The organism is Verminephrobacter aporrectodeae subsp. tuberculatae At4 (assembly GCF_000193225.1).
Classification (GTDB): domain Bacteria; phylum Pseudomonadota; class Gammaproteobacteria; order Burkholderiales; family Burkholderiaceae_C; genus Acidovorax; species Acidovorax aporrectodeae.
The window spans coordinates 1-13461 of the sequence record NZ_AFAL01000412.1; the positions used below are offsets into that span (position 1 = coordinate 1).

Consider the following 13461-nt stretch of genomic DNA (forward strand, 5'->3'; position numbering starts at 1 on the left):
CTGACCTGGACGCTCAAGGACTCGCTCGGAGAAGCGCTCGACCTGCTTGAGGAGCCGGTGGAATTCCTGGTCGGTGGCGACGATCTTCTGCCCCGCATCGAAGAGGCCCTGCAGGGTCGCGGTGCTGGCGCGACCCTGGCGTTGCAGCTCGAACCCGAGGATGCCTTTGGCGACTTCGACGAGCAATTGCTGTTTCTTGCGCCGCGCGCGCTCCTGCCCGCCGACATCGAGGAGGGCATGGCCCTGGATGGCATGGCCCTGCCCGAGGCCTGTAGCCCGGACGCACCACGCCACGCCGTATACACCGTGGCCGGGGTCTACCCGGAGCACGTGCTGCTCGACGGCAACCATCCACTGGCCGGCATGGGGCTGCGCCTGCAATTGACCGTGCAGGCGGTGCGCGCGGCGAGCGCGCAAGAAATTGGCTGTGGCAGCGCCGGGACGGGCTTCTTCCGCGTGCAGCCCGGCGGCTCTCTGCGGCACTGAACCCGGCCAGGCCCAAGTGCAAGGCGCTGCGCGGGCTGTGCCTCACGCCTTGCCGGTAGACCCGTACCCTCCCTCGCCCCGCGCGGTTGCGGCGAATTCGGCGACCACGTTGAAGCGCGCCTGAACGACGGGAACGATGACCAGTTGCGCCAGGCGCTCCATCGGCTCCAGGGTGAAGGCCGCATGGCTGCGGTTCCAGGCGCTCACCATGAGCTGCCCCTGGTAGTCGCTGTCGATCAGGCCCACCAGGTTGCCGAGAACGATGCCGTGCTTGTGCCCCAGGCCCGAGCGCGGAAGGATCAGCGCGGCGTATCCCGGGTCTCCGATGAATAGGGCAATCCCGGTGGGCACCAGCTGCCATGCATTGGGCGGCAGGGTCAGGGGCGCGTCCAGGCAAGCGCGCAGGTCCAGTCCCGCGCTACCGGGGGTGGCGTAGGCGGGCAGCCGATCGGCCATGCGCGGGTCGAGAATCTTGACGTCAATCTGCACGCTTGCTCCTCTTCTGCGCTGCCGCGTCAGGAACGCAGCGCCGGCAAGCGCGTTGCGATCTCTGCCATGAGTTGCCGGGCCAGCACGCGCTTGGATGCGCGCGGCAGCTCGCGGTGCCCCCGGGAATCGACCAGCAGCAAGGCATTGTCGTCCTGCCCGAAGGTGGCCGGGCCGATATTGCCCACTAGCAGCGCAACCTGCTTGCGCGCGCGCTTGGCCGTGGCCTGGGCCAGCAGGTCGTGGCTTTCGGCAGCAAAGCCCACGCAGAACAGATCGCCCCCGAGGGCGCGCGGCGACTGGGCCACCGCGGCCAGAATGTCGGGGTTCTCGACGCAGTCCAGCGTGCGCGGCTGCCCCGAGCCGTCCTTCTTGATCTTGTGCGCGGCCGGCGCAGCGGGCCGCCAGTCCGCCACGGCCGCCGTGGCGATGAAAACCGCAGCATCCTGGACATGCTGCTCCACCGCGGCCAGCATGTCCCGGGCCGATTGCACGTTCACACGGTGCACGCCGCGCGGGGTGGGCAGATGCACGGGCCCTGCGACCAGCGTGGCGTCGGCCCCCGCTTCACGGGCCGCGCGCGCGATGGCAAAGCCCATCTTGCCGCTCGACAGGTTGGTGATGCCGCGCACCGGATCGATCGCTTCGTAGGTCGGCCCGGCCGTCACCAGCACCTTGCGCCCGGCCAGCGGCTTGGGGGCGAAGAAGGCGAGCAGTTCCTCGAGCAGTTGCGCCGGCTCCAGCATGCGCCCTTCGCCGGTTTCGCCGCAGGCCTGCTCGCCGTTGCCGACTCCCAGCACGCGCGCGCCGTCCTGCTCCGCCTGCGCCAGATTGCGCCGGGTGGCCGGGTGGGCCCACATCTCGCGGTTCATCGCCGGCGCCAGCAGCAGCGGCACGCGCTGCACGGGGCGTGCCAGGCACAGCAGGCTGAGCAGGTCGTTCGCCCGGCCTTGCGCCAGGCGCGCCACGAAGTCCGCGCTGCACGGCGCGATCAGGATCGCGTCGGCCCCGCGGCTCAGGTTGATATGCGGCATGCCATTCGACTCGCGTGCGTCCCACTGCGAGCCGCAGACCGGCCGCCCCGACAGGGTCTGCATGGTGAGCGGGGTGATGAACTGCTGCGCCGCCTCGGTCATCACCACCTGGACGGTGGCCCCCTCCTCGACGAGCCGGCGGCACAGCTCTGCCGCCTTGTAGCAGGCGACGCCCGCGCTCAGGCCCAGAACCATGTGTTTTCCGGCAAGCTCATGCATGGGCGGGGAATTTAACAGACGGGCACGCGCGCCGGCCGCCCGCGGGTCGCCCCCTATAATTCCAATTTCCCACCACCAAAAAGACATGGCCAAATTTGTCTTCGTCACCGGCGGTGTGGTGTCTTCCCTGGGCAAGGGGATCGCCTCCGCATCCCTTGCCGCGATCCTCGAATCGCGGGGCCTCAAAGTCACCCTCATCAAGCTCGATCCCTACATCAACGTCGATCCGGGAACCATGTCGCCATTCCAGCATGGCGAGGTTTTCGTGACCGACGATGGTGCGGAAACCGATCTGGACCTGGGCCATTACGAGCGTTTCATCGAAACGCGCATGAGAAAGACGAACAACTTCACCACCGGCAAGATCTATCAGTCGGTGCTGGAGAAGGAGCGCCGCGGCGACTACCTGGGCCAGACCGTGCAGGTCATCCCCCATGTGACCAACGAAATCCAGGAATTCATCGAGCGCGGCGCCGGCATCGGCACGCCGGACGCGGCGGCCGTGGCCATCGTCGAGATCGGCGGAACGGTGGGCGACATCGAGTCGCTGCCCTTTTTGGAGGCCGTGCGCCAGATGAGCCTGCGCATGGGCCCGAACAACACCGCCTTCGTGCACCTGACCTACCTGCCCTGGCTCGCCGCGGCAGGCGAGCTCAAGACCAAGCCCACGCAGCACACGGTGCAAAAGCTGCGCGAAATCGGCATCCAGGCCGACGCGCTGCTGTGCCGCGCCGACCGCCGCATTCCCGAGGAAGAACGCGCCAAGATCTCGCTGTTCACGAACGTCCCCGCGTGGGGCGTGATCAGCGTGTGGGACGTGGACACCGTCTACAAGGTGCCCCGCATGCTGCACGAGCAGGGGCTCGACGGCCTGATCTGCGACAAGCTGCGCCTGAACACTCCGCCCACCAGCCTGCGGCGCTGGGACGATCTGGTGCACGAAACCGAGCACCCGCAGGGCGAGGTCAGCGTCGCCATGGTCGGCAAATACGTGGACCTGTCGGACAGCTACAAGTCGCTGAACGAGGCGCTGCGCCACGCCGGAATGCGCAACCACGTGCGCGTGCGGATCGTGCACGTCGATTCCGAAACCATCGACGGCGCCGACGCGGCAGCAAAGCTCGCGCCGTACGACGCCATCCTGGTGCCGGGCGGCTTCGGTCCGCGCGGCGTGGAAGGCAAGATCGCCACCGCGCGCTTTGCGCGCGAACACAGGCGGCCCTACCTGGGCATCTGCCTGGGAATGCAGGTGGCCACCATCGAATACGCCCGCCATGTGGCCGGCCTGGCCGACGCGAACAGCACGGAGTTCGACCCCGCCACGCCGCACCCCGTGATCGCCCTGATCACCGAGTGGCAGGACGCCGACGGCAGCGTCAAGAAGCGCGACGCAGACTCGGACCTGGGCGGCACCATGCGCCTGGGCGCGCAGAGCTCCGACGTATCCGCGAACACGCTGGCGCACCGCATCTACGGTGACGTGGTGACCGAGCGCCACCGCCACCGCTACGAAGCCAACGTGAACTACCTGGAGCCGCTGCGCAAGGCGGGCCTGGTGATTTCGGCGCTCACGCAGCGCGAGCAGCTCACCGAAATCGTGGAACTTCCGCAGAGCATGCATCCCTGGTTCGTCGGCGTGCAGTTCCACCCCGAATTCAAGTCAACCCCCTGGAATGGCCATCCGCTGTTCAATGCCTTCATCGAGGCCGCGCTAGCGCACCAGCGCAGCCAGGCCGGCTTGCGCGAGAAGGATGCGCAATGAAACTCTGCGGCTATGACGTCGGCCTCGAACACCGCTTCCTTCTGATTGCCGGCCCCTGCGTGATCGAATCCGGGCAACTGCAAATGGACGTCGCGGGCCGGCTCAAGGAAATCACGGCCAGCCTGGGCGTCCCGTTCATCTTCAAGAGCAGCTTCGACAAGGCGAACCGCTCCAGCGGCACCAGCTTTCGCGGCCTGGGCCGGGAAAAGGGCCTGGAGATTCTGGCCAAGGTCCGGCGCGAGCTCGGCGTTCCCGTGCTCACCGACGTGCACACCGAAGACGACATCAGCGCAGCCGCCCAGGTGGTGGACGTGCTGCAAACGCCCGCCTTCCTGTGCCGCCAGACCGACTTCATCCACGCTGCGGCGCGCTCCGGCAGGCCGGTGAACATCAAAAAGGGCCAGTTCCTCGCGCCGCACGACATGCGCAACGTCATCGCCAAGGCCCGCGCTGCTGCCCGGGACGCGGGCCTGTCCGAGGACCGCTTCCTGGCCTGCGAGCGCGGCGCGAGCTTTGGCTACAACAACCTGGTGAGCGACATGCGCAGCCTGGCCGTCATGCGCGCCAGCGGCCCCCCGTGGTGTTCGACGCCACGCATTCGGTGCAACTGCCCGGCGCCCAGGGAAGCAGCAGCGGCGGCGAGCGCGCAATGGTCCCGGTGCTGGCCCGCGCCGCCGTCGCCGCGGGCGTTGCCGGCCTGTTCATGGAAACGCACCCCGACCCGGACAAGGCCTTGTCGGACGGCCCCAACGCCGTTCCGCTCAAGCACATGCGGGCCTTGCTGGAGACCTTGGTGGCGCTCGACGGCGTCACCAAGAAGAACGGCTTCCTGGAAAACGACTTTGAGGCATGAAAACATGAGCAGTGGCTACATCATCGCGTCCGTCACCGTGACCGACCCCGCGCAGTACGAGGAATACCGCAAGTGGAGCAGCCTGGCCATGCAGGCCCATGGCGCCGAAGTGTGCGTGCGCGGCGGCAAGGTGCAGGTGCTCGAAGGCGACTGGGACCCCGGCCGCACCGTGGTCCTCAAGTTCCCGAGTGTCGAGGCCGCGCGCGCGTTCTACGACAGCCCCGAATACCGCAAGGCCAGGGCCGCGCGCGCAGGCGCAGCCGTGATGCGCATGGTGTGCGTGGAGGGCTTGTAAGCCGAGCGCCCGCCAGCATGAGAGTTTCAAACCACCTGAGAGAAGACCATGAGTGCCATCGTTGACATCGTAGGCCGCGAAGTGCTCGACAGCCGCGGCAACCCCACCGTCGAATGCGACGTACTGCTCGAATCGGGCGTGATGGGCCGCGCCGCCGTGCCATCGGGTGCGTCCACCGGCAGCCGGGAAGCCATCGAGCTGCGCGACGGCGACCCGAGCCGCTACCTGGGCCGGGGCGTGCTCCGGGCCGTGGAGCACATCAACACCGAAATCTCCGAAGCCGTTCTGGGCCTCGACGCCTCGGAGCAGGCCTTCCTGGACCGGACCCTGATCGACCTGGACGGCACCGAGAACAAGGGCCGCCTGGGCGCGAACGCGCTGCTCGCCGTGTCGATGGCCGTGGCCCGCGCGGCCGCGGAGGAATCCGGCCTGCCCTTGTACCGCTACCTGGGCGGCATGGGCAGCGTGCAGTTGCCGGTGCCCATGATGAACGTGATCAACGGCGGCGCGCACGCGAACAACAACCTGGACTTGCAGGAGTTCATGATCATCCCCGTGGGCGCCCCGAGCCTGCGCGAAGCCCTGCGCTGGGGCGCCGAGGTGTTCCACGCGCTCAAGAAGATCATCCACGACCAGGGGATGAGCACCTCCGTCGGCGACGAAGGCGGCTTTGCCCCCAACGTCGAGAACCACGAAGCGGCGATCCGCCTGATCCTGCAGGCCATAGCCGCCGCCGGCTACAGCGCCGGCGAGCAGATTGCCCTGGGCCTGGACTGCGCCGCGAGCGAGTTCTACAAGGACGGCATGTACGTGCTCGAGGGCGAGGGCGGCCTGACGCTCAGCGCCGTGCAGTGGACCGACATGCTCGCGTCCTGGGTCGACAAATACCCGATCATCAGCATTGAAGACGGCATGCACGAGAGCGACTGGGACGGCTGGAAGCATTTGACCGAACGCCTGGGCGACAGGGTGCAGCTGGTGGGCGACGACCTGTTCGTGACCAACACCAAAATCCTCAAGGAAGGCATAGACAAGCGCGTGGCCAACGCCATCCTCATCAAGATCAACCAGATCGGCACGCTGAGCGAAACCTTTGCCGCCATCGAAATGGCCAAGCGCGCGGGCTATACCGCCGTGATCTCGCACCGTTCGGGCGAGACCGAGGACAGCACCATCGCCGACATCGCCGTGGGAACCAACGCCGGCCAGATCAAGACCGGCTCGCTGAGCCGCTCCGACCGCACCGCCAAGTACAACCAGCTGCTGCGCATCGAAGAAGACCTGGGCGAAGTCGCTCACTACCCCGGTCGCGCCGCGTTCCGCAACTTGCGCTGACATGTCCGCCCCACGCCCGGCCGCTGCCTGCCGTTGCGCTCCTGCGGTGCAGGGGAGAAGGAATCGCTGGCCTGAACGCACCCCATGAGCCCGCGCATCGTCCCCGTCATCCTGCTGGCGCTGCTGGTGGGCCTGCACGCCCAGCTCTGGCTGGGGCGCGGCAGCGTACCGAGCGTCAACGAGATGCGGCGGCAGATCGTCTTGCAGAACGCGGCCAACGAGCAGGCGCGGCAAGTCAACGCGCGCCAAGCCTCCGAGGTCGAAGACCTCAAGGAGGGGCTGGACATGGTGGAAGAAAAGGCGCGCAGCGAATTGGGCATGGTCAAGCCCAACGAGGTCTACGTGCAGTTCACTGCGCAATAACTATTGAAACACCCTGGGGCGCCTTCGCTGCGTCCTCTCAGGGAGGCGACACCAGGGGCCCGGCAAGGCCGGCTCCATGGTGTCGCCGGCTTGCGCGCCGCGTCCGCGGTCCATGCGCCGTGGAAAACGGATGGCGATGGGAGGTTTACTCTCCGTCGCCCATCTGCGATTGCAGGTAGTTTTGCAGACCGACCTTGGCGATCAGATCGATCTGGGTTTCGAGGAAGTCGATGTGCTCTTCCGTGTCGTTCAGAATCTCTTGCAGCAGGTCGCGCGAAACGTAGTCGCGCACGGTTTCGCAATGGGCCATGCCTTCCTTGATGGTGGCCTGCGCGCCTTGCTCGGCGCGCAAATCGCAGGCCAGGATCTCCGGCACGTTTTCGCCGACCTGAATCTTGGCGAGGTCCTGCAGGTTGGGCAGGCCGTCGAGCACGAGAATGCGGTCCATCAGGCTGTCAGCATGTTTCATCTCGCCGATCGACTCGGATTTCTCCTTCTTGGCCAGCTTGTCGAAGCCCCAGTGCTCGAGCATGCGGTAGTGCAGGAAGTACTGATTGATCGCGGTGAGTTCGTTTCTGAGTTGGGCCTGCAAATGACCAATAACTTGCGGGTCTGCTTTCATGGTGGGACTCCTTGTTGTGTTGATGCGGCATGCATTGTCGTGACCGAAACCGACCGGCGCAAGGCAATCCCCTGCGCACGCGCATTGGCTGCGTGTGAGGTTCAGTTGCGTTCGCATTCACGCCCGCTGCCCGGACACACCCGACTCGCACGTTGCCGCCGGAGCACCAGCCGCAGGCGGTTCATGCGGCGCTGCCTCTGCGGTGCATAGCCATAAGCGATCCACAAAATTGAATCAATCAATTTGATTGATGGCATTCGAGGGCCTAGACTTCAGCCCTGTTTCATCAACCCAAGCAGCAAGGAAACCGCAATGTCCCTGATCAACACCTCCGTTCAACCCTTCAAGGCCACCGCTTTCGTGAACCGCGGCAGCAAGGGCGAATTCATCGACGTGACCGAAGCCAGCCTCAAGGGCAAGTGGTCCGTGCTGATCTTCATGCCCGCAGCCTTTACCTTCAACTGTCCCACCGAAGTCGAAGACGCGGCCGAGCACTACGCGGAGTTCCAGAAGGCCGGTGCCGAGGTATACATCGTCACCACCGACACGCATTTCTCGCACAAGGTGTGGCACGAGACCTCTCCCGCCGTCGGCAAGGCCCGCTTCCCGCTGGTGGGCGACCCCACGCACCAACTGACGCATGCCTTTGGCGTGCACATCCCCGAAGAGGGTCTGGCGCTGCGCGGCACCTTCGTCATCAATCCCGATGGCCTGATCAAGACCGCCGAAGTCCACTCCAACGAGATCGCGCGGGACGTGAGGGAGACCGTGCGCAAGCTCAAAGCCGCGCAGTACACCGCCGCGAACCCCGGCCAAGTCTGCCCCGCGAAGTGGAACGAAGGCGCCAAGACCCTGGCCCCTTCGCTGGACCTGGTGGGCAAGATTTAAAAACCGCCTCTTGGCAGGGCGCGCGGGCGCTCGCATGAGCCGGACAGCGTCATGGCGCGTGCGCCATGCCGTCCGGCTTTTTTTCGCCCCGACGGGGCCGGCTGATCCCCAGGCGCCGCGCCATGCCCTCGACAAAGAAACCGGAATTCAAAGGACCTCACCATGCTCGACGAACAACTCAGGACCCAGCTTTCCACCCATCTGGAGCGCGTGACGCAGCCGTTCGAGCTGGTGGCCTCGCTGGACGACGGCGCAGCGTCCCGCGACATGCAGGAACTGCTGCAAACCATCGCGTCGCTGCGGAGCGACAAGATCCGCCTGCGGACCGACGGCGACGACACCCGCAAGCCTTCGTTTGGCCTGCAACGCACGGGCAGCGCGCCCCGTTTGCGCTTTGCCGGCCTGCCGCTGGGCCATGAGTTCAGCTCCCTGGTACTGGCCCTGCTGTGGACCGGCGGCCACCCGCCCAAGGTCGGGCAGGACGTGATCGAGCAGATCCAGTCCCTGGACGGGGACCGCCACTTCGAGGTCTATATGGGACTGAGCTGCCACAACTGCCCGGACGTGGTGCAGGCCCTGGCGCTGATGGCCGTGCTCAACCCCGGGATCAGGACCACCGTCATCGAAGGCGGCGCCTTCCAGCAGGAAGTGGCCGAGCGCGAGGTCATGGCCGTTCCCACGGTGTTCCTCAATGGCCAGCCGTTCGCCTCGGGCCGCATGGCGCTGGAGGAGATTCTTGCCAAGCTCGACACCGGGGCGGCGGCGCGCGATGCGGCCAGGCTGTCGGCCAAGGCGCCGTATGACGTGCTCATCGTGGGCGGTGGTCCCGCGGGCGCTGCCGCCGCCGTGTATGCCGCGCGCAAGGGCATACGCACCGGCATCGCCGCCGAACGCTTTGGCGGCCAGGTGAATGACACGCTGGCGATCGAGAACTACATCTCGGTGCCTGCCACCGACGGCCCCCGGTTTGCTGCCGCGCTGCAAACCCACACCCGCGCCTATGGCGTGGACATCATGGACCTGCAACGCGCTGACCGGCTGATCCCGGCCGCGCAGCCCGGCGGCCTGATCGAACTGCAATTGGCCCATGGCGGCAGGCTCCAGGCCAGGACGCTGATCCTGTCCACCGGCGCGCGCTGGCGCAACGTGAACGTTCCCGGCGAGGCCGAGTATCGGAACAAGGGCGTGGCCTATTGCCCGCACTGCGACGGCCCGCTGTTCAAGGGCCGGCGCACGGCGGTGATCGGCGGCGGCAATTCCGGCGTCGAGGCCGCCATCGACCTCGCGGGAATCGTGGCCCATGTCACGCTCGTCGAGTTTGCCGAGCAGCTCAAGGCCGACGCCGTGCTGGTGCGCAAGCTCCAGAGCCTGCCCAACGTAAGTATCCACACGAATGCGCAGACCACCGAGATCACGGGCGCCGACGGCAAGGTGAACGGCCTCCGGTACAAGGACCGCGCCACGGGCGCCGAGCATCTGCTGCCACTCGAGGGCGTGTTCGTGCAGATCGGCCTGGTGCCCAACACCGAATGGCTCAAGGGCACGGTGGAGCTCAGCCGGTTTGGCGAAATCGTGGTCGACGCCAAGGGCCAGACCAACCTGCCCGGCGTGTTTGCTGCGGGCGATTGCACCACGGTGCCGTACAAGCAGATCGTCATCGCCGCGGGCGACGGGGCCAAGGCGGCGCTGAGTGCGTTTGAGCACCTCATCCGCACCCCGCCGGTAGCGCCCGCCCCGGCGGCGCGCGAGGCCGTGGCGGCTTGAGACGCGGGCTGTGCGGCGAGGCGGATTTTTATTGAGAATCATTCGCATATAATCCCACCCCCCGACAGCCAGCCACCCCAGGCCCTGGTGCGACCCGTCAGCGCTCGCACCATGCAGGCCGCGTTTCTGGAGCCAGCTCTGTATTCCTTGTCGTTTCAGAGAAGGACCTCCATCCATGGACCCGACATTTCCCATACACGCTTGGCCGCAGGCATGGCTGGCGGCGTGCGCCTGCGCTGCCATGGGCGGCGCGCAGGCGCAGCCGAAGGCTGCGGAGCCGGTTCTCGGCGAGGTGGTCGTCAGCGGTTCGCGCAGCGCGCAGGACCCCGACGAACTGCCCATGAGCATCGATGTCATCAACGCCCGGGCGCTCGAAGAGGGCCAGGTGCGGGACATCCGGGACGCGGCGCGCGGGCTGCCGAACGTGTCGGTCACGCGGTCGCCCGCGCGTTTCTCGCTGACCGGCGGATCCACGGGGCGCGAGCAGAACGCGGGCTTCAACATCCGCGGGCTCGATGGCAACCGCGTGCTGATGCTGGTGGACGGCATGCGCCTGCCGCGCAGCTATGCGTTCGGGGCCAACGCCTTCGGGCGCGACTATCTCGACATCGGCCTGCTGCAACGCATCGAGGTGCTGCGCGGCGCCAGCTCGGCGCTGTACGGCTCGGACGGCATGGCGGGGCTGGTGCACTTCATCACGGCAGACCCGTCCGCGTTTCTGGAAGCCGGCAAGCGCCTGGGCGGGCGGGTGAATGCCGCGTACGACGGCGACGACCACGGCAAGCGCCTGGGCGCCACCGTGGCCGGGCGCGCGGGGGATTCGCTGCAATGGCTGCTGGGCGGCAACCTGACCCGGGCCCGCGCGCTCGAGAACAGGGGAGAGAACCATGCGGCGAACGCCGACCGCACACGTCCCAATCCGCAAAAGGACCACAGCGGGGCGCTGCTGGGCAAGGTCGTGCTCACGCCGGGTGGCGGCCAGCGCCATGTGTTCATGCTCGAACAGGTGGACAAGCGCTCCGACCACGAATTGCTCAGCGCGCGCGCCAAGCCGCCGCTGGCGGCCACGTCCACGCTGTCGTCGAACGCATGGACCGTGATGCGCCGCAGCCGTGCCACCTGGGAAGGGTCTTGGCGCCTGGATACGGCCTGGGCCGACGGTATCCAGGCCGCCCTGGGCTACCAGGACGCGCACGCGCGCGAGTACATCGCCGAAGACCGCAACACCGCGGCCGACCGGGTGCGCGACGTGACTTACGACGAGCGCAGCTGGCAGGCCAACCTGCAAGGCAGCAAGGCGCTGCGCATGGGGCCGGACTGGGCCCAGAAAATCACCTACGGCCTGGACTATGCGGTCGCCAAGGTGCGCAATCTGCAGACCGGCGTGACGCCGCCCGCGGGCGAAACCTTCCCGCTGAAGCGTTTTCCGGACACCACCGAGACCAGCGCGGCGTTCTACGCGCAGGACGAATTCGTGCGCGGCGCCTGGAGCATCACGCCCGGCGTGCGCCTGGACGCTTTCCGCATCCGGGCCAAGCAGAGCGGCTTCGGGGCGCAGGCGGTTTCGCTGTCGGGCAGCGCGGCCTCGCCCAAGGTCGGCGTGTCGTACCGGGCAAGCCCCGTCTGGACTGTGTTCGGCAACCTGGCTGCCGGTTTCCGCGCGCCCAACGCGGGGCAGGTGAACGCCTTCTTTGAAAACCCGGTGGGCAATTACAAGACCGTGCCGAATGGGGAACTGCGCCCGGAAAAGAGCCGCAACTTCGAGCTGGGCGTGCGCGCGCGCATGGACTCCCTGGCGCTCCGGGCCACAGCCTTCACCGGGCGCTACAAGGACTTCATCGAAGACCTGCGCCGCGTCAGCGGCGCGGGCACGCCGGGCAACCCGCTGGTGTTCCAGTCGGTCAACATCGACCGGGTGAAGCTCGATGGCTTCGAGGTCGGCGGCGCCATGCGCTGGGGCACGTGGGCCGGCGGGGCGCTGAGCACGCCATTTGCCTACGGCCGCACGCGCGGGCGCGACATGGCCACGGGCCGCCCCGTGAACACCGTGGACCCCGCGCGCCTGACGGCCGGTCTGCGCTACGACCACAGCGCCTGGATGCTGCGCCTGGACGCGACCCACGGCGCTGCGAAGAAGGTCCGCGACGTGAGCGGGGCCGCCGGCGGCGCGCAGTACCTCACGCCCTCCTGCACGGTGCTCGACCTGTCGGGCCAGTGGCGCATCCGCAGGGACCTGCGCCTGAACGCCGCAATCCACAATCTCACCAACCAGAAGTATTGGCGCTGGGCCGACGTGCGCGGCCTGGCCGCGAACGCCGCCTTCATCGACGCCTACAGCCAGCCCGGCCGGTCCCTGCGGATCTCGCTGGTGGCGGACTTTTAGCGCGCTGTCCCGGCAAAATGAACCCCTTTTCCAGGAGATGCACCATGCGCCCTGTTCCCGAAACGCCCGATTCCGGCGGCAGATACGCCGCGCCCGCCGTCCGCGCGCAGTTCGCTGCCGCGCGCGCCAGCGGCAAGCGTGCCAAGGATGCTGCCGAGAGCCTGGGTCTGTCGGAGGGCGCCGCGGTCGCCGCGCACGCCGGCAAACATGAACACCCGCTCCAGGCCCTTGCGTTGCAGGGATCGTGGCTGGAACTGCTGCAGTCGCTCCAGGACTGCGGCCCCCTGATGGCGCTCACGCGCAACGCCGGGGCGGTGCATGAGAAAACCGGCGTCTACACCCAGGTGTCGGCCGCAGGCCCTGTGGGGCTGGTACTCGGCGGGGACATCGACCTGCGGCTGTTCCTCTCCCGCTGGCATGCCGGCTTTGCCGTCACCGAGTTGCGCGCAGACCCGGCCCAGCCGCCCGCGCGCAGCCTGCAATTCTTCGACGCCCATGGCTGCGCCGTGCACAAGGTGTGCACGCGCGAGGCCACCGACCTGGCCGCGTTCGACGCCGTCGTGCGGCGTTTTGCGCAGCCGGGTGCGGTCCATGCATTTGCCGCTGCGCCCGGGCCTGAGGTCCCCCGGCCAGACGCAGAGATCGACGCCGTCGGCCTGCGCGCGGCCTGGGCGGCGATGCGCGACACGCATGAATTCTTCGGACTCATCCGCAAGTTCGGTGTGGAGCGCCAGCAGGGCTTGCGCCTGGTGGAAGGCCGGTTCTCCTGGCGCACCACGCCGCAGGCGGTTGCGCGCCTGCTCGATGAGGCCGCCATGGACGCCTTGCCGATCATGGTTTTCGTGGGCAGCGGCGGCTGCATTCAGATCCACACCGGTGCGGTGCGCAACGTCCAGCCGCTGGACACGCCGGGCGCGCGCTGGATCAACGTGCTCGACGCCGGCTTCAACCTGCATCTGCGCAGCGACATG

Annotated in this window: 12 protein-coding genes and 1 pseudogene; 10 read left to right on the forward strand and 3 right to left on the reverse strand. The window is 67.5% G+C overall.

Annotated features, from left to right (window positions below):
- Positions 1–486 (forward strand): FKBP-type peptidyl-prolyl cis-trans isomerase (locus VTU_RS0112155; protein ID WP_236610727.1); only part of this gene is annotated, 486 nt, incomplete at its 5' end.
- A 42-nt stretch (positions 487–528) separates the two neighbouring features.
- On the opposite strand, the gene dut is transcribed toward VTU_RS0112155, so the two are convergent.
- Entirely contained in the window at positions 529–975 is a 447-nt protein-coding gene (gene dut, locus VTU_RS0112160; protein WP_010104549.1) for a dUTP diphosphatase, read from the reverse strand.
- Between the two features lie 26 nt (positions 976–1001).
- On the reverse strand, positions 1002–2225 hold the full coding sequence (coaBC, locus tag VTU_RS0112165; protein WP_029554344.1) for a bifunctional phosphopantothenoylcysteine decarboxylase/phosphopantothenate--cysteine ligase CoaBC: 1224 nt from the start codon (positions 2223–2225) through the stop codon (positions 1002–1004).
- Between the two features lie 85 nt (positions 2226–2310).
- On the opposite strand from coaBC, the gene pyrG reads away from it, so the two are divergent.
- The 5 genes and pseudogenes from pyrG (at position 2311) to VTU_RS0112190 (ending at position 6833) form a co-directional block, all read left to right on the forward strand.
- Positions 2311–3987 (forward strand): CTP synthase, encoded by a 1677-nt coding sequence (gene pyrG, locus VTU_RS0112170; RefSeq protein WP_010104551.1) that lies wholly within the window; start codon positions 2311–2313, stop codon positions 3985–3987.
- Positions 3984–4840, forward strand: a pseudogene (kdsA, locus tag VTU_RS27050) (3-deoxy-8-phosphooctulonate synthase). Before pyrG ends, kdsA begins: the two are co-directional and overlap by 4 nt.
- Positions 4841–4844: 4 nt before the next feature.
- Positions 4845–5135, forward strand: a complete 291-nt coding sequence (locus tag VTU_RS0112180) for a DUF1330 domain-containing protein (protein ID WP_029554345.1) — start codon at positions 4845–4847, stop codon at positions 5133–5135.
- Between the two features lie 48 nt (positions 5136–5183).
- A complete protein-coding gene (gene eno, locus VTU_RS0112185) occupies positions 5184–6470 on the forward strand; it encodes a phosphopyruvate hydratase (RefSeq protein WP_010104552.1) in 1287 nt (428 codons plus the stop codon).
- 84 nt (positions 6471–6554) lie between these two features.
- The gene (locus VTU_RS0112190) at positions 6555–6833 is read left to right on the forward strand and encodes a septum formation initiator family protein (protein WP_010104553.1); all 279 of its coding nucleotides are present in this window, start codon (positions 6555–6557) and stop codon (positions 6831–6833) included.
- Positions 6834–6978: 145 nt separating this feature from the next.
- On the opposite strand, the gene bfr is transcribed toward VTU_RS0112190, so the two are convergent.
- Positions 6979–7455 (reverse strand): bacterioferritin, encoded by a 477-nt coding sequence (gene bfr / locus VTU_RS0112195; RefSeq protein WP_010104554.1) that lies wholly within the window; start codon positions 7453–7455, stop codon positions 6979–6981.
- A 312-nt stretch (positions 7456–7767) separates the two neighbouring features.
- Here bfr and ahpC point away from each other — a divergent pair, with 312 nt between their 5' ends.
- From ahpC to VTU_RS27055, 4 genes are all read left to right on the forward strand, one after another.
- Complete coding sequence (gene ahpC / locus VTU_RS0112200; RefSeq protein WP_010104555.1) at positions 7768–8343, forward strand: alkyl hydroperoxide reductase subunit C; 576 nt, start codon at positions 7768–7770, stop codon at positions 8341–8343.
- 162 nt (positions 8344–8505) lie between these two features.
- A complete protein-coding gene (gene ahpF, locus VTU_RS0112205; RefSeq protein WP_010104556.1) occupies positions 8506–10107 on the forward strand; it encodes an alkyl hydroperoxide reductase subunit F in 1602 nt (533 codons plus the stop codon).
- Between the two features lie 175 nt (positions 10108–10282).
- Positions 10283–12490 (forward strand): TonB-dependent hemoglobin/transferrin/lactoferrin family receptor, encoded by a 2208-nt coding sequence (locus VTU_RS0112210; RefSeq protein ID WP_010104557.1) that lies wholly within the window; start codon positions 10283–10285, stop codon positions 12488–12490.
- A 44-nt stretch (positions 12491–12534) separates the two neighbouring features.
- Positions 12535–13461, forward strand: a 927-nt coding sequence (locus VTU_RS27055) for a hemin-degrading factor (protein ID WP_010104558.1), incomplete at its 3' end; no start/stop codon positions are given.